This is a genomic window from Pseudomonas sp. GL-RE-29, from assembly GCF_019947275.1.
GTDB lineage: Bacteria > Pseudomonadota > Gammaproteobacteria > Pseudomonadales > Pseudomonadaceae > Aquipseudomonas > Aquipseudomonas fluorescens_A.
Genome location: NZ_JAGYGD010000028.1, coordinates 54,334 through 66,824 on the forward strand (window position 1 = coordinate 54,334; position 12,491 = coordinate 66,824).

The 12,491-nt window shown below is 59.5% G+C and carries 11 protein-coding genes; 9 read left to right on the forward strand and 2 right to left on the reverse strand.

Features of this window, described 5'->3' with window-relative positions:
• Positions 1–2: 2 nt before the first annotated feature.
• Positions 3–752, reverse strand: a complete 750-nt coding sequence (locus KGB21_RS21330) for an SDR family oxidoreductase (RefSeq protein ID WP_223506626.1) — start codon at positions 750–752, stop codon at positions 3–5.
• A 100-nt stretch (positions 753–852) separates the two neighbouring features.
• Between KGB21_RS21330 and KGB21_RS21335 the strand changes: the two genes are divergently transcribed.
• The 8 genes from KGB21_RS21335 (at position 853) to KGB21_RS21370 (ending at position 8,862) form a co-directional block, all read left to right on the forward strand.
• The gene (locus tag KGB21_RS21335; RefSeq protein WP_223506627.1) at positions 853–1,755 is read left to right on the forward strand and encodes a LysR family transcriptional regulator; all 903 of its coding nucleotides are present in this window, start codon (positions 853–855) and stop codon (positions 1,753–1,755) included.
• Between the two features lie 207 nt (positions 1,756–1,962).
• Complete coding sequence (locus KGB21_RS21340) at positions 1,963–2,925, forward strand: EamA family transporter (protein ID WP_223506646.1); 963 nt, start codon at positions 1,963–1,965, stop codon at positions 2,923–2,925.
• Positions 2,926–3,149: 224 nt separating this feature from the next.
• Entirely contained in the window at positions 3,150–3,602 is a 453-nt protein-coding gene (locus KGB21_RS21345; protein WP_034150574.1) for an Ohr family peroxiredoxin, read from the forward strand.
• 75 nt (positions 3,603–3,677) lie between these two features.
• The gene (locus KGB21_RS21350) at positions 3,678–4,130 is read left to right on the forward strand and encodes an Ohr family peroxiredoxin (protein WP_223506628.1); all 453 of its coding nucleotides are present in this window, start codon (positions 3,678–3,680) and stop codon (positions 4,128–4,130) included.
• Positions 4,131–4,278: 148 nt separating this feature from the next.
• Positions 4,279–4,737 carry a MarR family winged helix-turn-helix transcriptional regulator gene (locus KGB21_RS21355; RefSeq protein WP_034150573.1) on the forward strand — a complete coding sequence of 153 codons (459 nt, stop codon included), beginning with the start codon at positions 4,279–4,281 and terminating at the stop codon, positions 4,735–4,737.
• A gap of 111 nt (positions 4,738–4,848) precedes the next feature.
• The gene (locus tag KGB21_RS21360; RefSeq protein WP_223506629.1) at positions 4,849–5,355 is read left to right on the forward strand and encodes a sigma-70 family RNA polymerase sigma factor; all 507 of its coding nucleotides are present in this window, start codon (positions 4,849–4,851) and stop codon (positions 5,353–5,355) included.
• A complete protein-coding gene (locus KGB21_RS21365) occupies positions 5,352–6,329 on the forward strand; it encodes a FecR domain-containing protein (RefSeq protein ID WP_223506630.1) in 978 nt (325 codons plus the stop codon). The genes KGB21_RS21360 and KGB21_RS21365 overlap by 4 nt, the downstream gene beginning before the upstream one ends.
• Positions 6,330–6,420: 91 nt before the next feature.
• On the forward strand, positions 6,421–8,862 hold the full coding sequence (locus KGB21_RS21370) for a TonB-dependent siderophore receptor (RefSeq protein ID WP_223506631.1): 2,442 nt from the start codon (positions 6,421–6,423) through the stop codon (positions 8,860–8,862).
• A gap of 399 nt (positions 8,863–9,261) precedes the next feature.
• Here KGB21_RS21370 and KGB21_RS21375 read toward each other — a convergent pair whose 3' ends face one another.
• The gene (locus KGB21_RS21375) at positions 9,262–10,362 is read right to left on the reverse strand and encodes a polyamine ABC transporter substrate-binding protein (protein WP_034150569.1); all 1,101 of its coding nucleotides are present in this window, start codon (positions 10,360–10,362) and stop codon (positions 9,262–9,264) included.
• A 415-nt stretch (positions 10,363–10,777) separates the two neighbouring features.
• On the opposite strand from KGB21_RS21375, the gene KGB21_RS21380 reads away from it, so the two are divergent.
• Entirely contained in the window at positions 10,778–12,490 is a 1,713-nt protein-coding gene (locus KGB21_RS21380; protein ID WP_223506632.1) for a cation:proton antiporter, read from the forward strand.
• The last annotated feature ends 1 nt before the right edge of the window (position 12,491 follow it).

Sequence of the window (12,491 nt, forward strand, 5' to 3'; positions counted from 1 at the left end):
CATCAGACCAGCGACATCCCGCCATCCACGTGCAATTCAATGCCGTTGACGAACGAACTGTCGCTGGACGCCAGGTACAACGCCGCTTGCGCCAGTTCTTCAGACTCGCCCAAACGGCCGGCGGGGATCATGTCCGCCATCATCTGCATGAACCCTGGGCGGTCGTCTTCCGAGACGCCCAGTTTGCCAATGATGGAAGTGTTCACCGGGCCAGGGCTCAGCACGTTGACGCGAACCCGCCGTGAGCGCAGTTCCAGTGCCCAATTACGGGCGAATGCCGCGATGGCAGCCTTGGAACCTGCATATACCGCGTGACCGTCGAGCACTTTTGAGGCGGCCAGGGAACTGGTCAAAATGATGCTGCCGCCGTCGCGCATCAAGGGCATGACCGACTGCACACCGAAGAAGACACCGCGCGTGTTGATGTTGAACTGCGCGTCGAATGCTTCGGGCGTGACCTGATGCGAAGGTGTCAGGGTGATCACCCCGGCGTTGGCCATGTAGATATCCAGCGCACCGAATTGCTCCCGGACTTGTCCGGCCACGTCGGCATGATGCTCAAGGCTTGCGACATCGCCCTTGATGCCAATCGCACCATGGCCGATCTGGCGGACGGCATCGTCCAGCACGTCTTGCCGACGCGCCGTGACAATCACTTGCGCGCCCTCTTTGGCGAACAGACAGGCCGAGGCCAAACCAATCCCGCTGTTGCCGCCGGTGATGACCGCGACCTTTCCTTGAAGACGTTGCATTTGCTGACTCCGCTAGTTGAAGTAGCGCAGTATTATGGCGCTCGCCCACCTGCCAACCAGTCCCGCAAAGGGCACATCTGTTGTGCCCTGGAGTCACAAGATGCCCAGCCTGTTGAACCAGTCGGCCAGCCTGATTGCCTTTGTCCGTGCGGTCGAAGCCGGCTCGTTCAGCGCCGCCGCGCGCAACGCCGGCACCACGCCATCGGCGATATCAAAAGGCATTGCTCGGCTGGAAACAGAACTCAACGCCAAGTTGTTTCGCCGCTCCACGCGCATGCTCAGTCTGACGCCCGAAGGCCAGGCGTTTTTCGAGCGTGTCGCACCGCTGCTGCAAGCCATCGATGATTCTGCCGACGCGTTGCGCCATACCGGCGGCGCGAGTGGTCACTTACGGGTGAGCATGCCCAGCGAACTGGGGCGGTTGCTGATGCCGCGGATCAATTCGGTATTCCTCGCCGAACACCCCGACGTGGAGCTGGACCTGACCTTACTGGATCATCACGTAGATGTGATTCGCGAAGGCTACGATGTGATTTTCCGCGTCGGCACCCTTGTCGACAGTGACTTGAAAAGCCGCACCCTCGCCCACCTCGACATGGCACTGGTTGCCTCCCCGGCGTTCCTGCGCGAATGGACAACACCGACCTCCATCGAAGACCTGCGCGCCCTGTCCTTCGCCCGCTATCAACTGAACGGGCGAACACTGCCCATCGTCTTTGAAAACGGTGAAACCCTGGTCCCACGTGGACGAATCGGCCTGGACTCGGGCTTCGGCTTGCGCGCCGCCGCGTTAGGCGACATGGGGATCGCCTACCTGATGAAATGCACCGTGCAGCAAGATCTGGATTCAGGTGCGCTGCAGCAGGTGCTGTGCGAGCAACGCTTGCCGTCGATGGCGATTCATTCGCTGCATGCGTTTGGCGCGTTAACGCCGATCCGGATCAAATTGTTTGCGGATTTTGTACAGCAAGAGTTGCTGCGCTTGGGCGGGCGCCAAACCTAGAGTCATACGATCACCTCGTTTCAATCAGTCAATCGACATTAGCCACGCAAGTCCTGCAAAACCTTCGATACAGCCTTTTACCCTTGTCCATTCAAATCAAACGAGGTACAAAACGCTTCGAGTTGTACGACAACACAGTAAAAACACTCGCCCACTTTCGCGGTGGTGCATTTGATTCGAGAACCTGCCATGACCCGCATGACCTCCATGGATGAAGCGCCTGCGCCCTTTCCTCGCCACCTCGCCGTATTGATTCTGCTTTGCATGGGCTGTGCTTTCGCCGGCAACCATGTGGCCGCTCGCGTCGCATTCGATGATGGTGCCGGGGTGTTACTGGCGATCCTGATGCGCTCGGGCGGAACCTTGCTGGTATTGGCCGCCTTGGTGCTGTGGCAACGTCAGAGCCTGCGCTTGCCACCTGGCGCCTGGCGCTGGCAGTTGCTGCTGGGGTTGCTGATCACCGCCCAGAGCCTGTGTTTGTACTCGGCGGTCGCGCGGGTGCCGGTGGCGCTCGCGCTGCTGGTGGCCAACGTGTTCCCCATCTTGCTGGCATTGCTCACCTGGGCGCTGGGTGGGCCGCGACCGAGCGCCCGCACCGCTGCGCTGATGGGTTTGATTTTGCTGGGGCTGGTGTTTGTGCTGGATGTACCGGGGCGCCTTTCATCCAACGCCAGCGCGGGGCCGGAATGGCTGCTCGGTGTGGCGCTCGCCTTCGGCGCTGCCAGCGTATTTGCCTGCGCGCTATGGATCACCGATCACAAATTGCCTCAGGTACGCGGGTCAGTGCGCAGCCTACTGACCATTTTCATCGTCTTCAGCAGCGTTAACCTCGCGGGCATGACCGGAGCCCTCCCGGGTGGCTTGAACCTGCCGGCCAGCAGCACCGGCTGGTTAGCGCTTGCCACATTGGTGGTGCTCTACGGCACAGGTTTTATTGTGTTGTTCATGTCCGTGCCACGCCTGAACATGGCGAGGAATGCCCCGGTGATGAACATCGAACCCCTCGCCACGTTGTTGATGGGTTGGGTGGTGCTGGACCAGATGCTCAGCGCAGGTCAGGTGCTGGGCGGCGTGATTGTCGTCACCGGCATCGTGTTGTTGACCTATCGCAAGGCCACCGACACACCCCGTGTCGCGCGCCCCGTCACCGAAGTTTCGAAACGCGGCTGATAAAAGCCCCGAACATACGACTCCAAACCAAGAACACAGCCCGCTGAAGCATTCGCCTTTAGCGGGCTTTTTTCATTCGCCAGTGATTCTGGCCGTTCGTCGCCAAGGCATGAAAAGACCTATTGACGTGGATGGGGTTCTGCGCGAAGATCATTTCCATCGGATGCGATACAAACGCATACGACACTAAATCAAACCAATCTGCACCGTCGAGGATTCACCCCATGAGCAAGATCGAAAAAGTCCTGGTTACCGGCAAAACCCACACCACCCTCAGCGCCGCTGGCAATACATCGCGCGGCCATAACGGCAACCTAGACATCGAGCTCTCGTCGCCCGGCAACACTAAACCGGCCCACGTTTTCACCGGCACCCAAGCGCACCCGACCGCCGAGCAACTGTTCGCCGGTGCCTGGTCGGCTTGCTACATCGCCGCCGTTGGCCTGGCCGCCAAAGAATTCAAGGTGGAGCTGCCGGCAGACGTGTCCGTGGATATTGAAGTCGACTTGGGCCAGACCGGGAACGCCTACTTCCTGCAATCGCGGATCACCCTTCGCTTACCGGGTATCGCACTCGACACCGCGACCGCAATCGCCCATGCAGCTGACCAGATGTGCCCGTACTCCAAAGCCACCCGCGGCAACATCGACGTGGCCTTGAACGTTATTACCGAGTAATTTTTTCCGCCACATACATCGCATACGATGCATTCGCATACGACTTACAAAGTAAAGAAATCCGAGGAAATCATCATGAGCAAAATCGAAAAAGTACTGGCCACCGGCAAAACCCACACCACCCACAGCAACGCAGACAACACGTTGCGCGGTCATAACGGCAACCTCGACATCGTCCTGTCCTCGCCCGGCAGTGCCCAACCGGCGCACGTTTTCGCAGCCACCCAGCCGCACCCGAAAGCCGAGCAACTGTTTGCCGGCGCCTGGTCGGCCTGCTACACCGCGGCGGTAGGACTTGTGGCCGCCGAACGCAACATCGCGCTGCCGGCGGACCTGTCCGTCGATATCGAAGTGGACCTCGGCCAGACCGGTGCAGCCTACTTCCTTCAAGCACGCCTGACCCTGCGCGCCCCGGGCCTGGCACAGGATGTCGCGACCGAACTGGCCCACATTGCCGATTCCATCTGCCCGTACTCCAAGGCCACCCGCGGCAACATTGACGTGGCCCTGAATGTCATCACCGCGTAACGCCCCGCGCGGCCGGTTCGCCTGGGTCATACCCGGCACCGGCCGTCGGCCTTCGTGGGACGAGGTATTGGAGCACTTCCGACACCATCGCATACGACGTATAGTCCCAGCTTTGCAAGACATCCGTCCTTGATCAAAGAGAACGCCCATGAAAACCACCGACAAGACCTCCGCCCTGGACCTGAAGCTCTCCGACTTCCTGTGTTTTGCGGTCTATTCCACCAACCTGGCGTTCGGTAAAGCCTACAAGCCAATGCTCGAACGGCTGGGTTTGACCTACACGCAATACATCACCCTCGTGGCGCTGTGGGAACAAGACAACCAGACGGTCGGCAGCCTCGGGGAAAAGCTGTTCCTTGAATCCAACACCCTCACCCCGATTCTCAAGAAACTCGAAGCGATGGGTTACCTGCTGCGCCAGCGTGATCCGGAAGACGAACGCCAGGTACGCATCAGCCTGACCAAAGAAGGTCGAAAACTGCGCGAAGGCCTCTCGGAAGACGGCTTCCCGCAAACAGGCCTGGATCCCGACGACTTCGTACAAATGCAGCAGGCAATCGTGGCGCTGCGCAATAACCTCATTCGCACGACCAATAACGATAAGTAAACGTTGAAGCGGTAAAACATATCCCTGCTCGTCGAAGCCATCGATTGCGGTCACTCGTCCCACAAAGGTAGTATTGAGAACGATTCACACTACCATTCGGAATGACGACCGGTGCAACCTCCTTCGACCAGCAAGCTGAGCTACTTTTTCAGCGATCACCACCGTTGGCTGCTGCAGCATATTCAGCGACGGCTGCGCAATCACGCGGACGCCGAGGACACAGCCGCCGATACGTTCTGCCAGATGCTGGTAGCCCGCGTCGATCCCGACAGCATCGAACAACCTCGTGCCTATCTCTCGACCATCGCCCGACGGCTTATCTTTGACCGGCATCGCCGGCGCAAACTGGAACTGGCTTATCTGGAACGCCTGTCCACCCTGCCCGAGATGCTGGCGCCTTCCCCGGAAGAACAGCTGCAACTGATCGAAGCCCTGGTCGCCATCGACCGGGCGCTGGATGGCCTGCCGATGGTGGTTAAAGCGACCTTCCTCTACAGCCAGCTGGACGGCATGAGTTACGTGGCGATCGCGAAAAAACTGAGCCTGTCGGAACGCACTGTCAGCCGCTACATGAAACAAGCATTGCTGCAGTGCTACCTGAGCGAGTCGGCGCCATGAGCAAGCCGCGCCTGGACCCTGTCAGCGAGCAGGCCATTGACTGGATGGTGCGCCTGCGCGCCGGTTCGCCCACTACTGCACTGCAAGAACGTTTCAACACCTGGTTGAGTCAGGACCCTGCGCACGCTCAAGCCTGGGCAAGATTGCAGGAGCGCATTGGCGGGTCCTTCAACACGGTTCGTGCCCTCGACCGACGTTTGCCCGGTCACACCGAACATGCCCGCCAACTTCTATTGCAACCACAGACGTCGCGGCGTGATGCGCTGCGGGTGATCGCCGGTCTTGGTCTGCTGGGTGGCGGTTTATGGCTGGGAGCACGCAGTCCGTTGGGCGACAGCTTGCTCGCCGATCTGCACACCGGACGGGGTCAACGGGAAACCTTCAATCTGGTCGATGGCAGCCGCTTGAGCCTCAATGCCGACAGTGCCGTAGACGTGCAATTCGACGACCAGCAACGACTGGTCATCCTCCGTCACGGTGAACTGGTCATTCAGGTGGCACCCGATCCCAAGCGTCCCCTGCGAGTACGCACTGCCCAAGGTGAAATACGTGCGTTGGGTACGCGTTTCCTGGTCGCCCAAGAGCAAGACGCCAGTCGCGTGGTGGTGCTGGAACATTCCGTCGAAGCCAAACTCTTCGATGGCACCCGGCGTGACTTGCAAGAGGGAGAGTCTGCCCTGCTCTACGCCCGTCGGATCGACCCGGTGGTCGGCGATCAACGCTATCGCGCCGATTGGCTGAGTGGGCGGCTGAACGTGCTGGACGAGCCGCTGGAAAAAGTCGTCGATGCCCTGCGTCCCAACAGTCGCGGTTTTGTCCGCGTATCCCCCGACGTTCGCGACCTGCGCGTCCAGGGTGTATTCCCGCTGAACGACACCGCCCGAACCTTCGCCGCGCTGGCTGAAACCCTGCCAATCCGGGTGGATCACTACAGCCCGTGGCTGACGTTGATCCGCGCAAAATCCCCTCTATAAAAATATTTTTTTGAAAATGACTCTTATTTGTGTCCGGTTTTCATTTCTCATCCCACCTATCTCCTGACACTTACACCTTCAGGAGAATGCTGTGTTCAACCCGTGGTCCCACTCACTTTCCGTCGCCGTTGCCCTGGCAAGCCTGGCAGGTTCAACCCTGGCGCAGGCGCAAACCCAGCCCTTCAACCTGCCCGCCGGCCCGCTCGCCAGTACGCTGAACGCCATTGCCAGCCAGAGCGGACACATCATTTCGCTGGAGCCAGCCCTTGTGCAGGGCAAGCAGGCACCCGCCGTCGTCGGCCGGATGTCGCCTGAACAGGCCATGCAGACGGCGCTAACGGGCAGCGGCCTGCAGTTGCGAGTGACCGAACAGGGCAACTTCAGCGTCGAGCTGACTGCGACCAGTGACACCACGCTGCAACTGGGTGCGACCAACATCATCGAAAACAGCAACGACGCTACCACCGAGGGCTCGGGATCCTACGCGGCGCGAGCGGTGACTATCGGCAAGGGCACGCACACCCTCAAGGAAATTCCGCAGTCGGTTACTGTGATGACCCGCAAACAAATGGACGATCAGGATCTCACCGACCTCAAAGACGCGGCGAACAAAACGACTGGCCTGGTCGGCGTTCAGGGCGTGGGCAAGGGCTTGATCCTGACCTCGCGCGGCTTCCAGATCGATGACTGGCAGTACGACGGCGTGCCAATCCCGCGCAACACCTACGCGCTGGGTAACTGGGCCACCCAGGACCTGATCTTCTTTGATCGCATGGAAGTGCTGCGCGGTGCGTCCGGTTTGCTTCAAGGCACCGGCAGCCCCGGCGGCGCCATCAACCTGGTGCGCAAGCGCGGCCAGAATGCACCGACCGTGACGGTCACTGCCAAGGCCGGCTCCTGGGATCACTACGGCTTGCAACTGGATGCCGGCGGGCCGTTGAACCAGACCGGCACTGTGCGTGGCCGTTTCGTGGCCGACGAGGATCAGAGTGATTCCTTCATCGACTATGAATGGAGCAAGACCCACTCGCTGTACGGTGCGCTGGACATCGATCTGCGTGAGGACACCACCCTGGGCATGGCGGTCAGCTACTCCGACGCCGAGTCGCGCCCGATGATCCGCGGCCTGCCGCGTTATTCCGACGGCAGCCCCGTCGATGTGTCGCGCTCCACCTACACCGGCGCTCGCTGGAACCATTCGGACATCGATGTCACCACCGTCTACACCGATCTGGAGCACCGCTTCAACGACGATTGGGCCTTCAAGGTCGGTGCCGTGCACATGACAGAAAACAACAAGGCGAAGAACCAGCGGTTGCAAAGTAGCGGCGATGGCCTCGAGGCCGATGGCAGCGGCGTGCAGTACGCGGACTTCGTGACGGATTTCGACGCGACCAAGCTCGGTCTGGACACGAACCTCATCGGCCACTTCGACGCCTTGTCCATGCAGCACGAAGTCATGATCGGCGGTAACTACTCCAAGTACACTTCCGACGACAAGTTCGCCCGAACCTTCAATAACAGCACCGACACGATTTTTGGCATTAACCACGACCGCCCGGAAATCAGCTACGACGGTTTGCTCAATACCGCCGGCGGTCGTGCAACACCGAGCAAATACGACATTCGGCAAAAAGGGTTGTACGGCAGCTGGCGGGTCAAGCCTATCGATCCGTTGACCCTGGTGCTGGGCTCGCGGGTCAGCTGGTACGACTACAGCTACAAGTCATGGACTCAGGTCGCGTTCAGCGACGTCGTGACGGAAAACCCTGAAAGCACCGCCAACGAAACCGGAGAAGTCACGCCTTACGCCGGCATCATCTATGACCTGAACCGCGAATGGGCGGTGTATGCCAGCTACACCGACGTGTTCGAACCACAGACCGTGCGCGACGCCGGCGGCTCGATGCTCAAGCCGGTGATCGGCAGTAACTACGAAGTCGGCCTCAAGGGCGAGCTAATGGATGGCCGCGTCAACACTTCCCTGGCCGTGTTCCGTTATGACCAGGAAAACCGTGCGCTCAACGACCTGTCTTCGGGCTTCGCCTGCGACGGCTGGTACTGCTCGGTAGCGGCGGGGAAAGTGCGTAGCCAGGGGGTCGACGCGGAAATCAGCGGCGAAGTGCTCACCGGTTTGCAGCTGTTTGCCGGTTACACCTACAACACCACCAAGTACCTTGACGACCCGGAAAACGAAGGCAAGGTCTTCAGCACCTGGACGCCCAAGCACATGCTGCGGGCCTGGGGTGATTACCAGTTCAGCGGCGACTGGAGCCGTGTCAGCACCGGGCTGGGCTTCACCACCCAAAGCCATACCTTGGGCTATGAACACACCTACGACGTGCCGGGCTACACCGTCTGGAGTGCCCGCGTCGGCTACCAGCTGACGCCTGAGATCGGGCTGGCGGTGAACGCCAACAACCTGTTCGACAAGCACTACTACACGGCGGCCTACAACCAGCTCAGCGGCAACAACAACTTCGGCGATCCACGCAACGTGATGTTCAGCGTGAAGTACACGCCGCAGTTCTGACACCGCGTTTACTGTAGGAGCCGGCTTGCTGGCGATCGCGTTTTGTCAGGCGATACCTGTGTCGCTGTCACGACCGCGATCGCCAGCAAGCCGGCTCCTACAGGTTGTCCGTGAAACTACAGCGTTAAGTTCACGCCGCAGTTCTGACAAAGCACCATCGCCCCCGGTAGGAGCTGCCGCAGGCTGCGATCTTTTGATCTTCGGCGGACTTGAGATCGCCGCAAATCAAGATCAAAAGATCGCAGCCTGCGGCAGCTCCTACAGGGATGTGCATCGTTCGTGAGTTTTGTGTTCACTGAACAACCATTGTAGGAGCCGGCTTGCTGGCGATTGCGGTAGTGACATCGACACAGGTATCGCCGACAAAATGCGATCGCCAGCAAGCCGGCTCCTACAGGTTTATTTATCGGACTTGATGCTGGTCCACACCCGCGTGCGCACTCGCTCCAGCTTTTGCGGCAGGGGTTGCACGACGTAAAGGGTTTTCAAGGCTTCGGCGGTTGGCGTCAGGTTGGGGTTGCCGGTGATTTCCTTGTTGATCAGCGGTAACGAATCCTTGTTGGCATTTGGATAACCGAGGAAGTCGCTGATCGGCGCGATGACTTTCGGATCGAGCAAGGTGTTGAGAAACTCATGGGCTTCTTCGACGTTTTTCGCGCTTTTCGGAATGGCGAAGGTATCAAACCAGATCGGCGCACCCTCCTTCGGCAAGCGCCAATCAACGACTACGCCGTTACCCGCCTCTTTGGCGCGATTGCCGAATTGATAGAAGCTGCCGGAGTAACCGATGGCCACGCAGATATCGCCGTTGGCGATGTCGGTCATGTACTTGGCGGAGTTGAAGTAGGTCACGTAGGGCCGAATCTTCAACATCAAGGTCTTGGCTTTTTCGTAGTCATCCGGGTTCTGACTGTTCGGATCCAGCCCCAGGTAATGCAGGGCCAGCGGCAGGATTTCCGATGGCGAGTCGAGCATCGCCACGCCACAGGATTTCAGCTTTTCCATGTTCTCCGGCTTGAACACCAGGTCCCAGCTGTCCACCGGCGCATTCTCGCCGAGCGCAGCCTTGACCTTGGCCGGGTTAAAGCCGATCAGCACGGTGCCGTACATGTAAGGCACGCCGTAGAGGTTGCCGGGGTCATTCTTGTCCAGCAACTTGAGCAGCGCCGGATCCTGATGGCTCCAGTTGGGCAATTTGGACTTGTCGAGTTTCTGGAACACGCCGGCCTTGATCTGGGTTTCGATGAACTGGTTGGACGGCACCACCAGGTCATACCCGGAGTTACCGGTCAGCAGCTTGGCTTCCAGGGACTCATTGGTGTCGAAGGTGTCCCAAGTCACTTTGATGCCGGTCTTCTCGGCGAAGTCCTTGGGCACGGACGGCAGGATGTAGTCCGCCCAGTTGTACACCCTCAACTCGCGCTGTTCGGCGTGTACGGCGCTGGCCAGCAGCGTCAGCCCACACACCGTGGCGCCCAGAATGCGTTTCATAGTGTCCATGGATCAATTCCCCAATGTCAGCTCGTTGGTTTTTTATGTTCTGTACACGGCAAGCGGCCTTAAAAAAGCCAAGGGCAAGGAAGACAAAAATTCTGGTTATGGATTCGCAAGGCCCTACTGAGTCAGCCTTGCGCTCCGATTCTTGCTGACAGACTAGACGGTTCATAGCGTGGGGTTGGCCAAAAGGAGATCGTAATGGCCATTTTGCGTGTCCGGATGGATGACGAAGGTGCATGCGGAAAAATCCGGGAGATCACGGGTCGAAGGAACAGGAGCGACTAGACTCACCGCTGACCGCACCGGACTGCGATTGATTTGAAGCAACTGCGCTCTATCCGGGGACTGCAATATTCGATCGGGGTAAGCCATTGCGCCCCCGCAGCCGATCAAACCTGGAACGCCCGCTGGAGTTGGTATGTTTGCGACCCTGCTCATCATTTTTGTTTCCTCCCTGGTAGTTATTGCTCTGTTCCAGCGCCTGCGATTGCCACCGGTGTTGGGTTATCTCTGCGTGGGATTGATCATTGGGCCGAAAGCGTTCGATTGGGTCAGCGACAGCGACGCATTGCCGCTCATAGCGGAAATGGGCGTGGTGTTTTTATTGTTTTCACTGGGGCTGGAGTTTTCCCTGTCGAAAATGATCGCGCTGCGTCGCGTTGTCTTCGGTCTCGGCACCCTTCAGGTGGTGACGTCCGGAGCACTGTTGGGCGCAGCATTGATGCTTATGGGCATGCCGGCGACCCCGGCGTTTTTGCTCGGTGGCGGTCTGGCACTGTCTTCCACCGCGATTGTCAGCAAGGAGCTGACCAGCCTCGGCGAGATCTTCAGCAGCCACGGCCAGAACGCCATTGGCGTGTTGCTGTTCCAGGATGTGGTGGCCGTTCTGCTGCTGACGCTGGTGCCCGTGTTCGCTGGCACCAGCGACCAGGCCTGGTATTGGGCGCTGCCCCTGACACTGGGCAAGACCCTGGTGTTGTTCGTCGGGCTGTCACTGACCAGTCGCTGGCTGTTGCCCCATCTGTTTCATGAAGTCGCCAAGGCGCGTTCCGCCGAGCTATTTGTGTTGCTCACTCTGGCCATCGTCCTGTTGACCGCCTGGTTGACTCACCTGCTCGGTCTGTCCCCTGCCCTGGGCGCATTCCTCGCCGGGATGCTGCTCGGGGAGAGCCACTACCGGCATCAAATCGAAGCGGATATCCGGCCCTTTCGCGACATCCTGCTCGGCGTGTTTTTCGTCAGTATCGGCATGCTCATCGACCTGCGCTTGTTCGCCAGTCATGGCCTGTTGATTCTCGGCCTGACCCTGGGCTTGCTGCTGATCAAAGGTGCCGTGGTTGCGGTGCTGGTCAAACTGCGCGGCAGTGACAATGAAACCGCATGGCGCAGTGGCCTGGCATTGGCGCAGGGTGGCGAATTCTGTTTTGCGCTGATGACGCAGATGCAAGCCGGCAACCTGATGCCTCCCGAGCTTGGCGGCCTGCTGCTGGCCGCGACCTTCTGCTCCATGCTGTTGACGCCGTCGCTGCTGCGCGCAGCCCCGCGCATCGCGGCGTACTTGCATCGCAAGCCCAATCAAGAAGTGCAACTCGAGGAAATCAGCGCAATCAACGCCGAGGTTCAAGGGCATGTGGTGATCTGCGGTTACGGTCGTGTCGGCCAGTCCATCGGACGCGTCCTGCGCAATGCCAAACAGTCCTACATCGCCCTGGACAACGACCCGGTGCGAATAGAAGAAGCGAGCGAAGCGGACAGCAGCGTGCACTACGGCGATTCGCACCGAGGCGAACTACTGATCGCTGTGGGATTGGAGCGCGCCAGACTGCTCGTGATAGCTGTGGGGCAGACGTCTATTGCCCTGTCGATACTCAAGGAAGCACGCCGGGTGAACCCGAGCGTGCCCATTCTGGTACGTACTCGCGATGACAGTGATTTCGCCGAGTTGAAGGCTGCCGGTGCCAGCGAAGTGGTGCCTGAATTGCTTGAGTCCAGCCTGATGCTCGCCGCCCATGCGTTGGTGCTGCTGGGTTTTCCCGGGCAGCAAGTGGAAGAACGGGTCGAACAGGTCCGGCGTGACCGCTATCGCCTGCTCCACGGTTTCTATCCCGGTGCCGAGGATGACGAAGCTTAGT

Bases quoted from the DNA above. Each gene is read 5' to 3' on its own strand.
- KGB21_RS21330 (WP_223506626.1), bottom strand. From the start codon at position 752: ATGCAACGTCTTCAAGGAAAGGTCGCGGTCATCACCGGCGGCAACAGC.
- KGB21_RS21335 (WP_223506627.1), top strand. From the start codon at position 853: ATGCCCAGCCTGTTGAACCAGTCGGCCAGCCTGATTGCCTTTGTCCGT.
- KGB21_RS21340 (WP_223506646.1), top strand. From the start codon at position 1,963: ATGGATGAAGCGCCTGCGCCCTTTCCTCGCCACCTCGCCGTATTGATT.
- KGB21_RS21345 (WP_034150574.1), top strand. From the start codon at position 3,150: ATGAGCAAGATCGAAAAAGTCCTGGTTACCGGCAAAACCCACACCACC.
- KGB21_RS21350 (WP_223506628.1), top strand. From the start codon at position 3,678: ATGAGCAAAATCGAAAAAGTACTGGCCACCGGCAAAACCCACACCACC.
- KGB21_RS21355 (WP_034150573.1), top strand. From the start codon at position 4,279: ATGAAAACCACCGACAAGACCTCCGCCCTGGACCTGAAGCTCTCCGAC.
- KGB21_RS21365 (WP_223506630.1), top strand. From the start codon at position 5,352: ATGAGCAAGCCGCGCCTGGACCCTGTCAGCGAGCAGGCCATTGACTGG.
- KGB21_RS21375 (WP_034150569.1), bottom strand. From the start codon at position 10,362: ATGGACACTATGAAACGCATTCTGGGCGCCACGGTGTGTGGGCTGACG.
- KGB21_RS21380 (WP_223506632.1), top strand. From the start codon at position 10,778: ATGTTTGCGACCCTGCTCATCATTTTTGTTTCCTCCCTGGTAGTTATT.